Genomic DNA, 14,700 nt, shown 5'->3' with positions numbered 1-14,700 from the left:
GAGATCTCCGTGCTTCGCTTCAGGCCGCCAGCGCGTGGCCCGGCGGGTCGTTCGCACGCGGCCGCCCGGCCGCGTCGGCGGCAGGCATCGCGGCGGGCGCCACGCCGGCCGAGGCTGTCAGCGCGTCCGACAGCAACTGAGCCACGTGTCGCGCGTCGGGGAGGGCGCGCAGCATCGGTTCGGTGCGGGCCACCTTCCACGGCCGTGCGTGCGGCCAGAGGTGCAGGTAGGCGATGCGTTCGGCCGGCGCGAGCGTGAGCGTGATGTCGCCGCTGCCGTCGGGATGGGTGCGCAGCCCGGCCGCCTCGATCGTTCGGTAGGGCAGGTTGAAGGTGATCGTCAGCACGATGCCGATGCGCATCACGACGCGACGGTCGGTCACGCTGTAGACACTGGTGCGGCCGATCAGCCACGCCAGCGTGGTGAGCAGGCCCAAGGCCAGCGCGGCCAGCGGCAGCATCCACAGCCACGACAGCGCGACGGCGGTCAAGCCCCCGCCGTCCCCCAGCACCACCCCCGCGCGCCAGACGAGCAGCACGCCGAAGTAAGCCGCGAGCTTGCGGACGTGGAGTGCCTCGCGCGCCAGCACCCGCCACTGCGGCGCGCCTTGCCAGAGCAGGCGCTCGCCGGCCGGCAGCAGCTCGGGCAGCCCGTACGCGGGCTCGAAGTCGTGGTCGTCGCTCACACCAGGGGCTCCTGGCGGTCGGCCGTCGCGTACAGCGTGCCGGCACCGTAGTAGGCCATGATCTTCTCTTCCTCGAGCAGCGTGACCTGATCCGGGTTGCGGTGGCGCGGCACGTCGGCGAACTGGCTGCCGAGGATGGACTTCACCACCACGCGGCCGTTCTTGATGCGTGTGAAGTTCATCGGCAGCAGCACGTGGGGACCGCGGGCGGCGTTCGGCACCGCGACCTCGAGGTAGCGGAACAGCACCTCGGAGCGATCGACCCACAGGTCGTGCACCGTGCCGCCGACCACGCCGTCGGCGCCGACCACCCGCATGCCGCGCGGGTCGGGGTCCTTGGCCGAGACATCGAAGTCCGGCGCCACGCGCAGCGGTACGATCTTCGTGCGGCCTTCGAAGGTCTTGTCGGCCACGTCGGCGCGGAGGGCGTAGGCGCCGGGGCCCACACCGTCGAGCATCGGGTTGCGGCCGGTCGGGCGCAGCGGCGCGCCCAGCCACGGTCCGGTCGGCTCCGCCGCGAGGTGCTGCTGCGGCGACGGCTGCCCGTTCGGCGCGCTGCTGCTGCCGCCGTGCTGCAGCCGGAAGGTCTTCGGGCTGGGGATCGGCGGCCACCCCTGCACCCGCACGTGCGCCGAGCGCTCGGACTCCAGCGGGTAGCCCTCGCGCTTGTTCTCCTGGTGCAGGTAGTAGATCAAGCCTGCAAAGAACACCCAGAACACGTACAGCGCGACCTGCGCCACGTCGATGTAGCCGGTGATGGCTCCTGTTTCCATGAGAGGTCTCCTTTGTGCAAGCTAACCGGGGAACTCGGCCAATCCGAACTTCGCGGTGGCACGGGGTTGGGGCACGTCCGCGCTGCGGACCAGCGGGCCGATGGCGATCAGCGTCGCGAACAGCAGCGCGATCTCGAGGTGGTAGACGAAGCTGTAGCCGACCGACGGACCGGTGAGCGCGGGGCCGAGCAGGCCCTGTGTGGCGAGCCCGGACACCAGGTCGCGCAGCGCACCGCCGATGGCGATCGCCAGGCCCGCGGCGCAGGCCTGCACCGCGCCCCAGGCGCCCAGCGCCAGGCCGCTCTGGCCGTCGGTCTCCAGGCCCATCGCGGCGGTCAGTGTCGCCACCGAGAACAGGCCGCCGCCGAAGCCGATCAGTGCCGCACCGATGCGGAACAGCAGCGCGGAGTTCAGCGGGTCGGCGAAGATCACCGCAGCGAAGGCCAGCACGCCGCTCAGCGCGCCGAAGGCCGCGAGCCGGTAGGGGTCGCCGCCGTGGTGCAGCCAGCGCGAGGCGAGCGTGAAGGCGGCCAGTGCGCCGCTGGCCGTCAGCGCGGTCAGCGCGGTGGTGGCGCCGACGCCCAGGTGCATGATCTGGCCGCCATAGGGTTCGAGCAGGATGTCCTGCATGCTGAAGGCGGCGGTGCCCAGGCCGACACCCACCAGCAGGCGGCTCGCACGGCCGCCGCGGATGAAGGCGCGCCAGGCGCTGCGGAAGGCCGGACGCGGCGTGCCGCGGTGCGCGGTGCGTGCCGGGTCGCGCGCTTCCTGCTTCCACAACGCCACCACGTTCAGCACCATCGTCAGCAGCGCAGCGCCCTGGATGACCTGGATCAGCCGGATCTGGCTGAAGTCGGCCAGCAGCGCGCCGAAGGCCAGTGAGCTCGCCACCATGCCGAGCAGCAGCATCACGTAGAGCAGCGCCACCACGCGCGGTCGCGACGCGGGCGGTGCCAGGTCGGTGGCAAGTGCGAGGCCCGCCGTCTGCGCGGTGTGCAGGCCGGCGCCGACCAGCAGGAAGGCCAGTGCCGCGCCGATGTGGCCGTAGACGGCCGGCCCGTGGGTGTCGCCCGACAGGATCAGCAGCGCGAACGGCATGATGGCGAGGCCGCCGAACTGCAGCAGCGTGCCCATCCAGATATAGGGAACGCGCTTCCAGCCGAGCGCGGAGCGGTGCGTGTCCGACCGGAAACCCACCAGCGTGCGGAACGGTGCGAACGCCAGAGGCAGCGCGACCATCAGCGAGACCAGCCAGGCCGGCACCGCGAGCTCGACGATCATCACGCGGTTCAGCGTGCCGTTGAGCAGCGCCATCGCCATGCCCACCGACACCTGGAACAACGACAGCCGCAGCAGCCGACCGAGGGGCAGATCGGCGGTGGCCGCATCGGCGAACGGCAGGAAGCGCGGGCCCACGCGGACCCAGGCCCGGGCCACGCGGTCGTTGAGCTGGCGCGCGGCGTTCATGGGGCGATCAGCTCCAGCGCCTGCGAGGTGTAGAAGCCGCTCGCGACACGCTGCGTGCGCGCCGGCTGCCACGCGCCCAGGTGTGCGTCGGCGGCGACCAGGCGGTGCAGCGTCTTCTCGGCCACCGGCACGATGCTCGGGGCGCGATCGCCACGCGGGAACAGCCGGCCGACGGCACGAAACGCGAGGAGCGCCGGATTGCTGGGCACGTAGGTGAACAGCAGGCTGCGGCGGGTGCGCTGCGCCAGCCCGGCCAGCACGCGCACCGCATCGGCGGCCTCGTAATGGATGATCGAGTCCATGCCGACCACATGGTCGAAGGGGCCGAGCGCCGGGTCGAGCATGTCGCCCGAGCGGAAGTCGATCTGACCGCGCAGGTCGCGCGGTTGCCGCTCGCGGGCCAGTTCCACCAGCGTGGGCGACAGGTCGATCGCCACCACGTGCGCGCCGCGCCGCGCGGCCTCGACCGCCAGTGCGCCGGTACCGCAGCCGGCGTCGAGCAGGCGGGTGCCGTGCAGGTCGGCCGGCAGCCAGTCGAGCAGGGTGGCGCGCATGCGATCGCGTCCGGCCCGCACCGTCGCACGGACGCCACTGACCGGCGCGGTCGACGTGAGCCGCGCCCAGGCCTCGACCGCGGTGCGGTCGAAGTAGGTCTCGATCTGGCCCCTGCGTTCCTGGTAGGTCGCCTGTGTCATCGCGCGTCCCTCAGTCGAAGCCCAGCAGGTCGAAGATGTCGCGGTCCTTCATCGGCACCGCGCTCAGGGGTTCGCTGCCCAGCCACAGCGCGGCGGCCAGGCGCATGTATTCCTTCTGCACCGCCTCCAACTCGGGCGAGTGCTCCATCTCGAACAGCGTCGACTTCTTCAGCCGGCTGCGGCGGATCACGTCGAGGTCGGGGAAGTGGGCCGCGAGCTTCAGGCCGATGCGCTGGTTGTACTTGTCGATCTGGTCGGTCGCCGCGCTGCGGTTGGCGATCACGCCACCGAGCCGCACGTTGTAGTTCTTGGCCTTCGCGCCGATCGCCTGGACGATGCGGTTCATCGCGAAGATCGAGTCGAAGTCGTTGGCGGTGACGATCAGCGCGCGGTCGGCGTGCTGCAGCGGCGCGGCGAAGCCGCCGCAGACCACGTCGCCGAGCACGTCGAAGATCACCACGTCGGTGTCCTCGAGCAGGTGGTGTTCCTTGAGCAGCTTGACGGTCTGGCCCACCACGTAGCCGCCGCAGCCGGTGCCGGCCGGCGGGCCCCCGGCCTCGACGCACATCACGCCGTTGTAGCCCTCGAACACGAAGTCCTCGACGCGCAGCTCCTCGGCGTGGAAGTCCACCGTCTCCAGCACGTCGATCACCGTGGGCAGCATCTTCTTCGTCAGCGTGAAGGTGGAGTCGTGCTTGGGGTCGCAGCCGATCTGCAGCACGCGCTTGCCCATCTTGCTGAAGGCGGCCGACAGGTTGCTCGACGTGGTGCTCTTGCCGATGCCGCCCTTGCCGTAGATCGCGAACACCTTGGCATTGCCGATCTTGAGGTTCGGATCGAGCTCGACCTGCACGCTGCCCTCGCCGTCGAGGCGCAGGTTCTTCCGGACCCCGGGGTTCTTGATGTCGGGGAACGGGACGGTCGTGATGCTCATGCGGGGGCTCCTTCGAATACGCCTTCGAGCCGGTCTTCAAGCTCCTCACCCGCCCGGCGCAAGGCTTCGAGCACCGTCGCGTCGGGCTTCCAGAAATTGCGGTCCGAGGCCTCGATCAGCCGGTTCGCGACCCGCGCCGAGGCGGTCGGGTTCAGGCGCGCCAGCCGCTCGCGCATCGCCGGGTCCAGCACGAAGGTCTCGCTGAGCTGCTGGTAGACCCAGGGCTGCACCTGGCCGGTGGTGGCCGACCAGCCCATGGTGTTGGTCACATGCACCTCGATCTGGCGCACGCCTTCGTAGCCGTGCTGCAGCATGCCCTCGTACCACTTCGGGTTGAGCATGCGGGTGCGTGTCTCGAGCGCGACCTGCTCGGTCAGCGTGCGCACCGTGCCGCCGCCGTCGGCGTCGCGGGTCTGGTCACCGATGTAGACCGGCGCGACCGCCGCGTCGCGGCCCTTGGCGCGCTGCACCGCGCGGCTGATGCCGCCCAGCGTGTCGAAGTAGGTGTCGATGGTGGTCACGCCCAGCTCGACCGAATCGAGGTTCTGGTAGGCGAGCTGCACGCCGGCGAGCACGCTGTCGAGCAGCCGGGCCTGCTGCACCGGACGGCCGGAGACACCGTAGGCGAAGCCCTTGCGGCGGGTGTAGGTCTCGGCCAGCTCGTCGCCGTCGTCCCAGCGGCTGTTGTCGACGAGGCTGTTGACGTTGGAGCCGTAGGCGCCCTCGGCATTGCCGAACACACGCAGGGCGGCGGTCTCCATGTCCCCGCCGTGCTCGGCCTGGAAGGCCAGCGCGTGCTTGCGGACGAAGTTCTGTTCCAGCGGCTCGTCGGCGCTCGCGGCCAGCAGGGCCGCCTCGGCGAGCAGCTTGATCTGCAGCGGCAGCAGGTCGCGGAAGATGCCCGACAGCGTGATGACCACGTCGACCCGCGGTCGGCCCAGTTCGGTCAGCGGCAGCAGGCGGGCGCCGGCCAGCCGACCGTAGCTGTCGAAGCGCGGCGCCGCGCCGATCAGCGCCAGCGCCTGGCCGATCGGGCCGCCCTCGCTCTTGAGGTTGTCGGTGCCCCACAGCACCAGCGCGATCGATTCCGGGAAGGCGTGGCCGTCGGCGATGTGCCGCTGCAGCAGCCGCTCGGCCTGGCGCGCGCCGTCCTGTACCGCGTAGGCGCTGGGGATGCGGAAGGGATCGAAGCCGTGCAGGTTGCGGCCGGTCGGCAGGATGGCCGGCGTGCGCAGCAGGTCGCCGCCGGGCGCCGGCCGCAGGAAGCGACCATCGAGCGCGTGCAGGATGCCGTCGATCTCGTGGTCCTCGGCCAGCAGCGCGTCGGCGGCGGCGAGCTCGCGCAGCAGCTCGACGGTCGTTGCGTCGGCCACGCCACCGGCGGCGGCCAGCGCGACCTCCGGCGTGCGGCCGGCGACCAGCGCCTCGATGACGGGACGCGGAGGACGTCGGCCGTGCGAGGCCTCGGCCAGCGACAGCAGCAGGTCCGCGCGCTCGGTGGCGCTGGGTGCGCGGCCGACGACGTGCAGGCCGTGCGGGATCAGCGTGTACTCGAGCTCCAGCACGGCCGCGGTCAGCTTCGCGATCTGCGCGACGGCGGCCTCGGCACCCCACGGCGGCTCGACGGCGGCGAGGTCGAGCGTGGCGGCCTGGGCCTGGATCATCACCGCGAGCTCCTCGGCCTCGCGCAGTGCGTCGGGCTCCAGGCCGCGGTGGCGCTCCAGCAGCGCCTTCAGGTCGACCAGTCCCTTGTAGAGCCCGGCCTGCGCGACCGGCGGCGTGAGGTAGCTGATCAGCGTGGCCGCGGCGCGGCGCTTCGCGATCGTGCCCTCGGAGGGGTTGTTCGAGGCGTAGAGGTAGAAGTTCGGCAGGTCGCCGATCAGCCGGTCCGGCCAGCAGGTGGCCGTCAGCCCGTTCTGCTTGCCGGGCATGAACTCCAGCGCGCCGTGGGTGCCGAAGTGCAGCACCGCATGGGCGCCGAAGTCCTCGCGCAGCCAGCGGTAGAAGGCCGAGAAGGCGTGGGTCGGCGCGAAGCCCTTCTCGAACAGCAGGCGCATCGGGTCGCCCTCGTAGCCGAATGCGGGCTGCACGCCGACGAAGACGTTGCCGAAGCGCTCGCCGTACACGAACACGCTGCTGCCGTCGCTCTGCTGCCGGCCCGGCGCCGGGCCCCACTGGGCCTCGATCTCCTTCAGGTGCTTCTCGCGCCGCACGTGGTCGTCGACCGGGATGCGCACGTGCACGTTGGCCTGGGCGCCGAAGCGCAGCGCGTTGCCGTTGATGATGCGATCGCGCAGCGCGTCCACGCTGGCCGGCATCTCGACGGTGTAGCCCTCGCGCTGCATCGCGGCCAGCGTGTTGAACAGCGACTCGAACACCGACAGGAAGGCTGCAGTGCCGGTGTTGCCGGCATTCGGTGGGAAGTTGAAAACGACCGCCGCGACCTTGCGCTCGGCGCGCTGCGAGCGCCGCAGGTCCACGAGCTTGCCAACGCGCGCGGCCAGCGCGTCGGCGCGCTCGATGCAGCTGTGCATGTCGTGCGACTCCGCGACATTGCGGAAGGTGCAGCCGTGCGAGCAGCCCGTGCAGGCGATGTGCTCGGCGCTGCCGCGGCCGCCGAACACCATCGAGCCGGTGGCGCCGTCGAGCTCGGGGATGGCGACCATCATCGTCGCCTCGACCGGCAGCAGGCCGCGCGGCGATTCGCCCCACTGGTCGAGCGTCTGGAACTCGACCGGCGTGACGGCGAGGTAGGGCACGTCGAGCTTCGCGAGAATGTCCTCGGCCGCCTGGGCGTCGTTGTAGGCCGGGCCGCCGACCAGCGAGAAGCCGGTGAGCGAGACCACCGCGTCGATGCAGGGCCGGCCGTCCTCGACGAAGAAGGCGTCGATCGCCGGGCGCGAGTCGAGCCCGGTCGCGAACGCCGGCACGACGCGCAGGCCGCGCGCCTCCATCGCGGTGATCACGCCGTCGTAGTGGTCGGTGTTGCCGGCCAGCAGGTAGGAGCGCATCAGCAGCAGGCCCACGGTGCCGCGCCTGCCGCTGGTGGCCACGCGCGGCAGCTCGGCCCGCAGCGAGGACATGCGCCCGGTCATGCGCGGGTGGTAGACGCCGACCTCCGGGTACTCGACCGGCGCCTGCGGCCTGGCGAGGCCCCGCAGCGCCTTGCGCGGTCCGTCGGCATAGCGGTCGACCAGGAACTGCACCATGTTCGCGACGTTGGCCTCGGAGCCCGCGAGCCAGTACTGCAGCGTCAGGAAATAGGCCCGCACGTCCTGCGCGGTGCCGGGAATGAAGCGCAGCAGCTTCGGCAACCGGCGCAGCATCTTCATCTGCTGTGCGCCGGCGGTGGCCTTGACGCCGGACTCGTTGCCCTTGGCCTCGGGCTTGCCGCGCAGCCGCTTGAGCAGGGCCATCGGGCCGCTCGCCGGAGCATCCATGCTGAACTTGCCCATGCGCGTGAGCTTCATGACCTCGGATGCCGACATGGCGCACACCATCGCGTCGCAGTGCTCGCGCCGCGCCTGCAGGGCCGGCAGCACCGGCAGGAAGTGCTCCTCCATGAACAGCATCGTCGCGATGACCAGGTCGGCCTGCGCGATGTCGGCGAGGCAGCGCTGCAGCGCCGCGGCATCCCCACCCCATTCGGCCGCGGCATGCACGCTCAGGCGCAGGCCGGGCATCGTGCGCTGCAGGGTGCGGTGGGCGCGCCCTGCGGCGCTCGCGAGGTGGCTGTCCATCGTGACGATCACCACGCGCATCGCCGGATGCACGGTCACGGCCTGCAGCGCTGCGGCGCTAGCGGCTGAAGTGCGCCTTGGCGTCATACAGGGTCTCGAGGGTGATCAAGGGCATGCCGCGGTCGAGCGCGTAGCGCTCGGTGTTGCGGCGCGCCTTGCCGCGCACGAAGAAAGGGATCTTGCGGAGCTCCTGCTCGGCCTCGGCAGCCCAGGCCGCGACGACGATCGGCGTTCCGACCTCGGCGGCGGCATCGATCGTCGAGCCGGCGGGCGGCTCGACGGCCACGCTCGCGGCACCCGCATGGGAGCCGCCCAGGTGAGAGGGCGCCGCGTTCTCGTGGAACTCGAAGTCGCCGCGGAACATGCCGATCAGATGCTCTTCCAGCCCCATCATCAACGGATGCACCCAGGTGTCGAACAGCACGTTCGCGCCCTCGAAGCCCATCTGCGGCGAATGGCGCGCGGGAAAGTCCTGCACGTGCACCGGCGCGGAGATCACCGCGCAGGGCAGGCCCAGGCGCTTGGCGATGTGCCGCTCCATCTGCGTGCCGAGTACGAGCTCGGGCTGCAGTTCGGCGACCTTCGCCTCGACCTCGAGGTAGTCGTCGGTGATCAGCGGCTCGACGCCATAGAGCTTGGCGGCTTCCCGCACCTCGCGCGCGAACTCGCGGCTGTAGGTGCCGAGGCCGACCACGGCGAAGCCGAACTCCTGCGTCGCCACGCGTGCGGCGGCCACGGCGTGCGTTGCGTCGCCGAACACGAACACGCGCTTGCCGGTCAGGTAGGTCGAGTCGACCGAACGCGCATACCAGGTCGAGCGCGACACGGCCTCGGTCAGCGCCTGCTCCGGGTCGAGGCCGGCGAGCTGTGCCACCTCGGCGATGAAGTCGCGCGTGGCGGCGGCGCCGATCGGGATGGTCCTGGTGCTGGGTTGCCCGAAGTTGCGGGTGAGCCACTGCGCCGTCAGCGCGGCGATCTCGGGATACAGCACCACGTTGAAGTCGGCCTCGCCGAGTCGCGCCAGGTCGGCCGGCGTGGCGCCGAGCGGTGCGACCACGTTCACGTCGATGCCCAGCGCGGCGATGAGCCCGCGGATTTCCTGCAGGTCGTCGCGATGGCGGAAGCCGAGTGCGGCGGGGCCGAGGATGTTGCAGCGCGGACGCTGCTGCGGCGCCCGCTCGGGCCGGGTGCGGGACGCCGCGGCCGCCGCAGCAGGCCCGGCCAGCGTACGGACCAGCTGGTAGAGAGTTTCCGACGCGCCCCAGTTCTCCTTGCGCTGATAGGACGGCAGCTCGAGCGCGACGACCGGGATGGGCAGGTCCAGCGCGCGACACAGGCCGCCGGGGTCGTCCTGGATCAGCTCGGCGGTACACGACGCGCCCACCATCATCGCCTTCGGCGCGAAGCGCTCGCAGGCCTCGCGCGCCGCGGTCTTGAAGAGCTCGGCGGTGTCGCCCCCCAGGTCGCGCGCCTGGAAGGTGGTGTAGGTGACCGGCGGGCGCCGGGGCAGCCGCTCGATCATCGTGAACAGCAGGTCCGCGTAGGTGTCGCCCTGGGGCGCATGCAGCACGTAGTGCACGTCCTGCATCGCGGTGGCGATGCGCATCGCGCCGACGTGTGGCGGTCCCTCGTAGGTCCAAAGCGTCAGCTGCACGGTCGGGCTCCTAGGCGACGAGCTTCAGGCGGCGCAGCAGCGGCCGCGTGAACAGTTCAGCCAGGTCGGCGGCCTGGTCGTAGCCCTGGATCGGCGTGAACACGAGCTCGATCGACCACTTGGTGGTCAGGCCCTCGGCCTCGAGCGGGTTGGCGAGGCCCAGGCCGCACACCACGAGGTCGGGCCGGGCGGTGCGGCAGCGATCGAGCTGACGCTCGACGTGCTGCCCCTCCGACAGCACGGTGCCGGACGGCAGCAGCGCGAGTTCCTGCGCGAGATGCTGGCGGTGCAGGTAGGGCGAGCCGACCTCGACCAGGGTCATGCCCAGTTCGCGCGCCAGGAAGCGGGCGATCGGCACCTCGAGCTGCGAGTCGGGGAAGAAGAAGATGCGCTTGCCGGCCAGCTGCACGCGGTGACGCGCCAGCGCGCCGGCGGCCCGGGCGCGGGCGCTCGCGGTCGCGCGCTCGAACGCGGCGGCATCGACGCCGAAGGCGCTGGCCGCGGCCTGCAGCCACTGCGTGGTGCCTTCCACGCCGAGCGGGAAGGGCGCCTCCAGGCGCGCCGCGCCGCGCGCTTCGAGCGCCCGCGCCGTGTCGGCCAGGAAGGGCTGCGCCAGCAGGTAGCGCGTCTGCGGGCCGACGGCGGGCAGTTCGGTCGCGCGCCGCGGCGGAAGGAAGCGCACCGGACCGAGGCCCATGTCGGCGAACAGGCGGGTGAACTGGTCTTCCACCACATCGGCCAGTGCGCCGACCACCAGCAGCGAGGCCGGCGCGTCGGCGGCCGGCGACGGCAGGCGGGGCACAAGCGCGGCGAGGCAGGCGTCCTCGCCCTGGGTGAAGGTGGTCTCGATGCCGCTGCCCGAGTAGTTCAGCACCCTCACCGACGGCGAGAAGATCTTCGACAGCCGCGACGCGGCGCGCGACAGATCGAGCTTGATGACCTCGGACGGGCAGGAGCCCACCAGGAACAGCAGCCGGATCTCCGGGCGTCGGGCGAGCAGCTGCGTCACCACGCGGTCGAGCTCCTCGTTCGCGTCGGCCAGGCCGGCGAGGTCGCGCTCGTCGATGATGGCGGTGGCGAAGCGCGGCTCGGCGAAGATCATCACGCCGGCGGCGGACTGGATCAGGTGCGCACAGGTGCGCGAGCCCACCACCAGGAAAAAGGCGTCCTGCATCTTGCGGTGCAGCCAGATGATGCCGGTCAGCCCGCAGAACACCTCGCGCTGGCCGCGCTCGCGCAGCACCGGCGTGTCGGTGCAGCCGTCGCTGCTGGCGCGGATCGGGATGACCGGGCTCATGCGCCGCTCGCTTCCGCGCTGCCCAGCGGCGGCGGCTGCCGCGCGTGCTGCAGCCGTGCCGCCCGCAGCTTCAGCAGGAACTGCGTGGCGTTGATCACGTAGCTCGCATAGGCGGCAAGCGCGAGCAGCATCAGGGCCCGGGTGTCCAGCGTGCCGGTGGCGAGTGCAACCAGGTAGGCCGTGTGCAGCGCCAGCACCAGCATGCTGAACACATCCTCCCAGTAGAAGGCAGGCGCGAACAGGTAGCGGCCGAACACGGCCTTCTCCCAGAGGCAGCCGGTTCCCATGATGGCGTAGAGCGCCAGCGTCTTGACGACCACCGAGGCAGTCGCCGCCTGCTGACCCTCGCCAGTGGCGAGGTAGCGCAGCACCAGCACCAGGCTCACCAGGAAGATCAGGAACTGGACGGGCGCCAGCACCCCCTGCACCAGCGTCCAGCCGGATGCGTCGCGCCGACGCCTTTCCTGCGCGGTGTACAGCGCCGGACGGACTGTGTCATCGCTCGATCTCGGCTGGTTCCAGGCACCCATGGCACCGAATCTAGATCGGCCGACCGGGAGTGTCAATTGGTATGGACGTAAATCTAGATTGACATGTCGAGGATAGCCTCCGATGATTCTCCGCACGGTGTCGACGTCCGCTCGATGCCGAAGCCCTGACCCGCCTTGCACGGGTGGGTCGATTGCGAGGAGGCTCCGTGCCCCGGAACGCCGTTCTGTCCGCCGCCACCGTGGCGCCGTCCGCGCTGCCCGCCGGCGTGGTCGTGCGGCCGCTGGATGTGCGAACAGCAACGGGCGCACGCCGATTGACGCTGTGTTTTGCTGGCAGTACAAGCCGCGCAGGATGCCTTTCTATCCTCGGGATTCCAGGGCTGCCGACACCGGACGAGATCGAACGCAACAAGAAGTTTGGTTGCTTGACTGCCCCCGGGCATCCGCCTGAGCCGCCACGCAGAAGCCAGCTCTCTCACTTCGCGAGGAGACCACTGATGGATCGAGCGGTTCAAGGCTGGGTGCCCGAACTCCTGCTGCGCGGTGAACAAGGGGCGAACCCATGCCCCGGGCCGGATGCCGCGCTGGAGGCCGGCGCCGCGGCCGACGCGAAGCGCGGCGACGATGGCTCCGAACAGCGCATGGCCCGGCTCGCGCGTGCGATCGAGCAGGAGATCATTCCGCGGTTGATGCTGGCACACCGCCTGGCCCACGAATGCCCGCAGGCGCCGGCGGTCGACAGCGAACTCATCAACCTGCGCGACGTCGAGGAATTCGCCAAGCTGGTGCTGTCGCGCGATGAGGACCTGCCGCTCGCCTGCGTCGAGGCGATCCGTGCGCGCGGCGTGAGCATCGAGCGCATCTACCTCGACCTGCTCGCCCCCACGGCACGCTACCTGGGCCACCTCTGGAACGAAGACCTGTGCGACTTCACCGAAGTCACCGTGGGCCTGGGCCGGCTGCAGCAGGTGCTGCGGGAATTGAGCCCGGCGTTCGGCCAGTCGGTCGAGCACCCGGCCCGAGGTCGGCGTGTGCTGCTGTTGCCGAGCCCCGGCGAGCAGCACACCTTCGGCCTGGTGATGGTGGCCGAGTTCTTCCGCCGCGCCGGCTGGGACGTGGCCGGAGGGGCCTGGGAGAGCGAGCTCGACGCCGACGAACTGGTGAGCAGCGAATGGTTCGATGTGGTGGGCTTCTCGCTGGGCAGCGAGACGCACCTGGATGCACTGCGCGACTGCATCCGCTCGGTGCGTGACCGGGCCCGCAACCGCGAGGTCGGCATAATGGTCGGCGGCCCGATGTTCATCGCGCACCCGGAGTTCGTGGTCAGCGTCGGTGCCGACGCCCTGGCCACCGACGGGCGCCATGCGCCGATCCTTGCGGAACAATTGATCGCGCAGCGAACCCAACGCTGCTAGTGCGCTGCCCTTTTCGGTGGCCACCGAACAGAAGAGAGGCAGTCATGCGTCAGGAGTGGCAGCGCGAACGGAAAGTCGGACATGAAGTCGTTCGATGAACCCACGTTGTCGCTCGGTGACCTGGACGCCGAGGCCGCAGGCCGGCTGATCGCGGCGTCGTCCGATGTGGCCCTCATCGTCGACGGCGAGGGCATCATCCGCGACCTCGCGTTCGGCAACGAAGAGCTGTCCAAGGCCGGCTACCACGACTGGCTCGGCAAGCCCTGGACGCAGACCGTGACGGTCGAGAGCCGACCCAAGGTGGAGGCGCTGCTGCGCGAACTGGGTGGCAAGGGTGCCCCGAGGTGGCGTCACATCAACCACCCGTCGGCCGACGGGGCCGATCTGCCGCTGCTCTATGCCGCCGTGCCGGTAGGACGCAAGGGGCATGCGCTCGCCGTCGGTCGCTCGGTCGCCTTCGGCCGCGACCTGCGCGCCAATGCGGTCCTGCAGCAACGCCTGGTGAGCGCCCAGCAGTCGATGGAGCGCGACTACTGGCGCATGCGCCACATGGAAACGCGCTACCGCGTGCTGTTCCAGGTGTCGTCGGAGCCGGTGCTGATCCTGGACGCCGCCACGCTCAAGCTCGAGGACGCCAACCCTGCCGCCAGCAAGCTGCTGGGGGAGGCCACGCAGCGTGCCGGCTGGTCGCTGGCGCGCGCCTTCGATGCCGCGGGCCAGGCGGCGGTCGACGAACTGTTCGCTGCAGTGCGCGCCACCGGGCGATCGGACACGGTGAAGGCGCGGCTGGGCAAGGACGGCAGCGAGTGGTCGGTGTCGGCGTCGCTGTTCCGGCAGGAGAAGTCGTCTCACTTCCTGGTGCGCCTGTCGGCTTTGCGTCCCGCCGCCGAACGACCGCAGGAACCTGCCAGGGACATGCTGCTGCGCCTGGTCGAGAGCGCGCCGGACGGCTTCGTCGTGACCGATCTCGATGGGCTGATCCTGACCGCCAACCAGGCCTTCCTCGATCTGGCGCAGCTCGCCACCGAGGAGCAGGCGCGCGGCGTCTCGCTCGAGAAATGGCTGGGCCGCACCGGGGTCGACCTCAGCGTGCTGATCAGCAACCTGCGGCAGCGTGGCGCGGTGCGGCTGTTCGCCACCAGCATGCGCGGCGAGTACGGCTCGACCTCGGAGGTCGAGATCTCCGCGGTGGCGGTGACCGAAGGCGAGCAGCCCTGCCTGGGCTTCACGATCCGCGATGTCGGCCGGCGCCTGCCGAGCGACGCCCGGGCCAGCCGCGAGGTGCCGCGTTCGGTGGGGCAGATGACCGAACTGGTCGGGCGGGTGCCGCTGCGCGAGATCGTGCGCGACACCACCGACCTGATCGAGCAGCTCTGCATCGAGGCGGCGCTGCAACTGACGCGCGACAACCGCGCCTCGGCGGCCGAGATGCTCGGCCTGTCGCGCCAGAGCCTGTACGTGAAGCTGCGCCGCTACGGGCTCGGCGACGCGAGCGTCGAAGGCGACAACTAGCCTTTGCATCCCGCGCCGACCCGCGCGCGGGTGGTGG

The 14,700-nt window shown here is 70.8% G+C and carries 11 protein-coding genes; 2 read left to right on the top strand and 9 right to left on the bottom strand.

Translation table 11 applies throughout. The features are described 5' to 3' along the window. Positions 1-19 precede the first annotated feature (19 nt). The 9 genes from puhB to bchF are packed head-to-tail and all read right to left on the bottom strand — an operon-like array spanning position 20 to position 11,775. Positions 20-685, bottom strand: a complete 666-nt coding sequence (puhB, locus tag C1M51_RS03540) for a photosynthetic complex putative assembly protein PuhB (protein WP_129448260.1) — start codon at positions 683-685, stop codon at positions 20-22. Then, complete coding sequence (gene puhA / locus C1M51_RS03535; protein ID WP_129448259.1) at positions 682-1,458, bottom strand: photosynthetic reaction center subunit H; 777 nt, start codon at positions 1,456-1,458, stop codon at positions 682-684. The genes puhB and puhA overlap by 4 nt, the downstream gene beginning before the upstream one ends. A gap of 21 nt (positions 1,459-1,479) precedes the next feature. Beyond that, entirely contained in the window at positions 1,480-2,925 is a 1,446-nt protein-coding gene (locus C1M51_RS03530) for a PucC family protein (RefSeq protein ID WP_129448258.1), read from the bottom strand. Then, positions 2,922-3,620 carry a magnesium protoporphyrin IX methyltransferase gene (bchM, locus tag C1M51_RS03525; RefSeq protein WP_129448257.1) on the bottom strand — a complete coding sequence of 233 codons (699 nt, stop codon included), beginning with the start codon at positions 3,618-3,620 and terminating at the stop codon, positions 2,922-2,924. The genes C1M51_RS03530 and bchM overlap by 4 nt, the downstream gene beginning before the upstream one ends. Before the next feature lie 10 nt (positions 3,621-3,630). Further along, on the bottom strand, positions 3,631-4,554 hold the full coding sequence (gene bchL / locus C1M51_RS03520) for a ferredoxin:protochlorophyllide reductase (ATP-dependent) iron-sulfur ATP-binding protein (protein WP_129448256.1): 924 nt from the start codon (positions 4,552-4,554) through the stop codon (positions 3,631-3,633). Beyond that, positions 4,551-8,333, bottom strand: a complete 3,783-nt coding sequence (locus C1M51_RS03515; protein WP_242499956.1) for a magnesium chelatase subunit H — start codon at positions 8,331-8,333, stop codon at positions 4,551-4,553. The genes bchL and C1M51_RS03515 overlap by 4 nt, the downstream gene beginning before the upstream one ends. Before the next feature lie 19 nt (positions 8,334-8,352). Then, positions 8,353-9,948 carry a ferredoxin:protochlorophyllide reductase (ATP-dependent) subunit B gene (gene bchB, locus C1M51_RS03510; protein WP_129448255.1) on the bottom strand — a complete coding sequence of 532 codons (1,596 nt, stop codon included), beginning with the start codon at positions 9,946-9,948 and terminating at the stop codon, positions 8,353-8,355. Positions 9,949-9,958: 10 nt separating this feature from the next. After that, positions 9,959-11,245: a ferredoxin:protochlorophyllide reductase (ATP-dependent) subunit N gene (locus tag C1M51_RS03505; RefSeq protein WP_129448254.1), complete on the bottom strand. Its 1,287-nt coding sequence runs from the start codon at positions 11,243-11,245 to the stop codon at positions 9,959-9,961. Then, positions 11,242-11,775, bottom strand: a complete 534-nt coding sequence (gene bchF / locus C1M51_RS03500) for a 2-vinyl bacteriochlorophyllide hydratase (protein WP_129448253.1) — start codon at positions 11,773-11,775, stop codon at positions 11,242-11,244. The genes C1M51_RS03505 and bchF overlap by 4 nt, the downstream gene beginning before the upstream one ends. Positions 11,776-12,233: 458 nt before the next feature. Between bchF and C1M51_RS03495 the strand changes: the two genes are divergently transcribed. Both C1M51_RS03495 and ppsR read left to right on the top strand, forming a co-directional pair. After that, positions 12,234-13,151, top strand: coding sequence for a B12-binding domain-containing protein (locus C1M51_RS03495; protein WP_129448252.1), 918 nt, complete (start codon positions 12,234-12,236; stop codon positions 13,149-13,151). Between the two features lie 81 nt (positions 13,152-13,232). Then, complete coding sequence (ppsR, locus tag C1M51_RS03490) at positions 13,233-14,663, top strand: transcriptional regulator PpsR (RefSeq protein ID WP_129448251.1); 1,431 nt, start codon at positions 13,233-13,235, stop codon at positions 14,661-14,663. The last annotated feature ends 37 nt before the right edge of the window (positions 14,664-14,700 follow it).

It is taken from the genome of Methylibium sp. Pch-M (assembly GCF_004136295.1).
Taxonomy (GTDB): Bacteria; Pseudomonadota; Gammaproteobacteria; order Burkholderiales; family Burkholderiaceae_C; genus Methylibium; species Methylibium petroleiphilum.
This window is presented reverse-complemented; position numbering and strand designations above follow the sequence as displayed.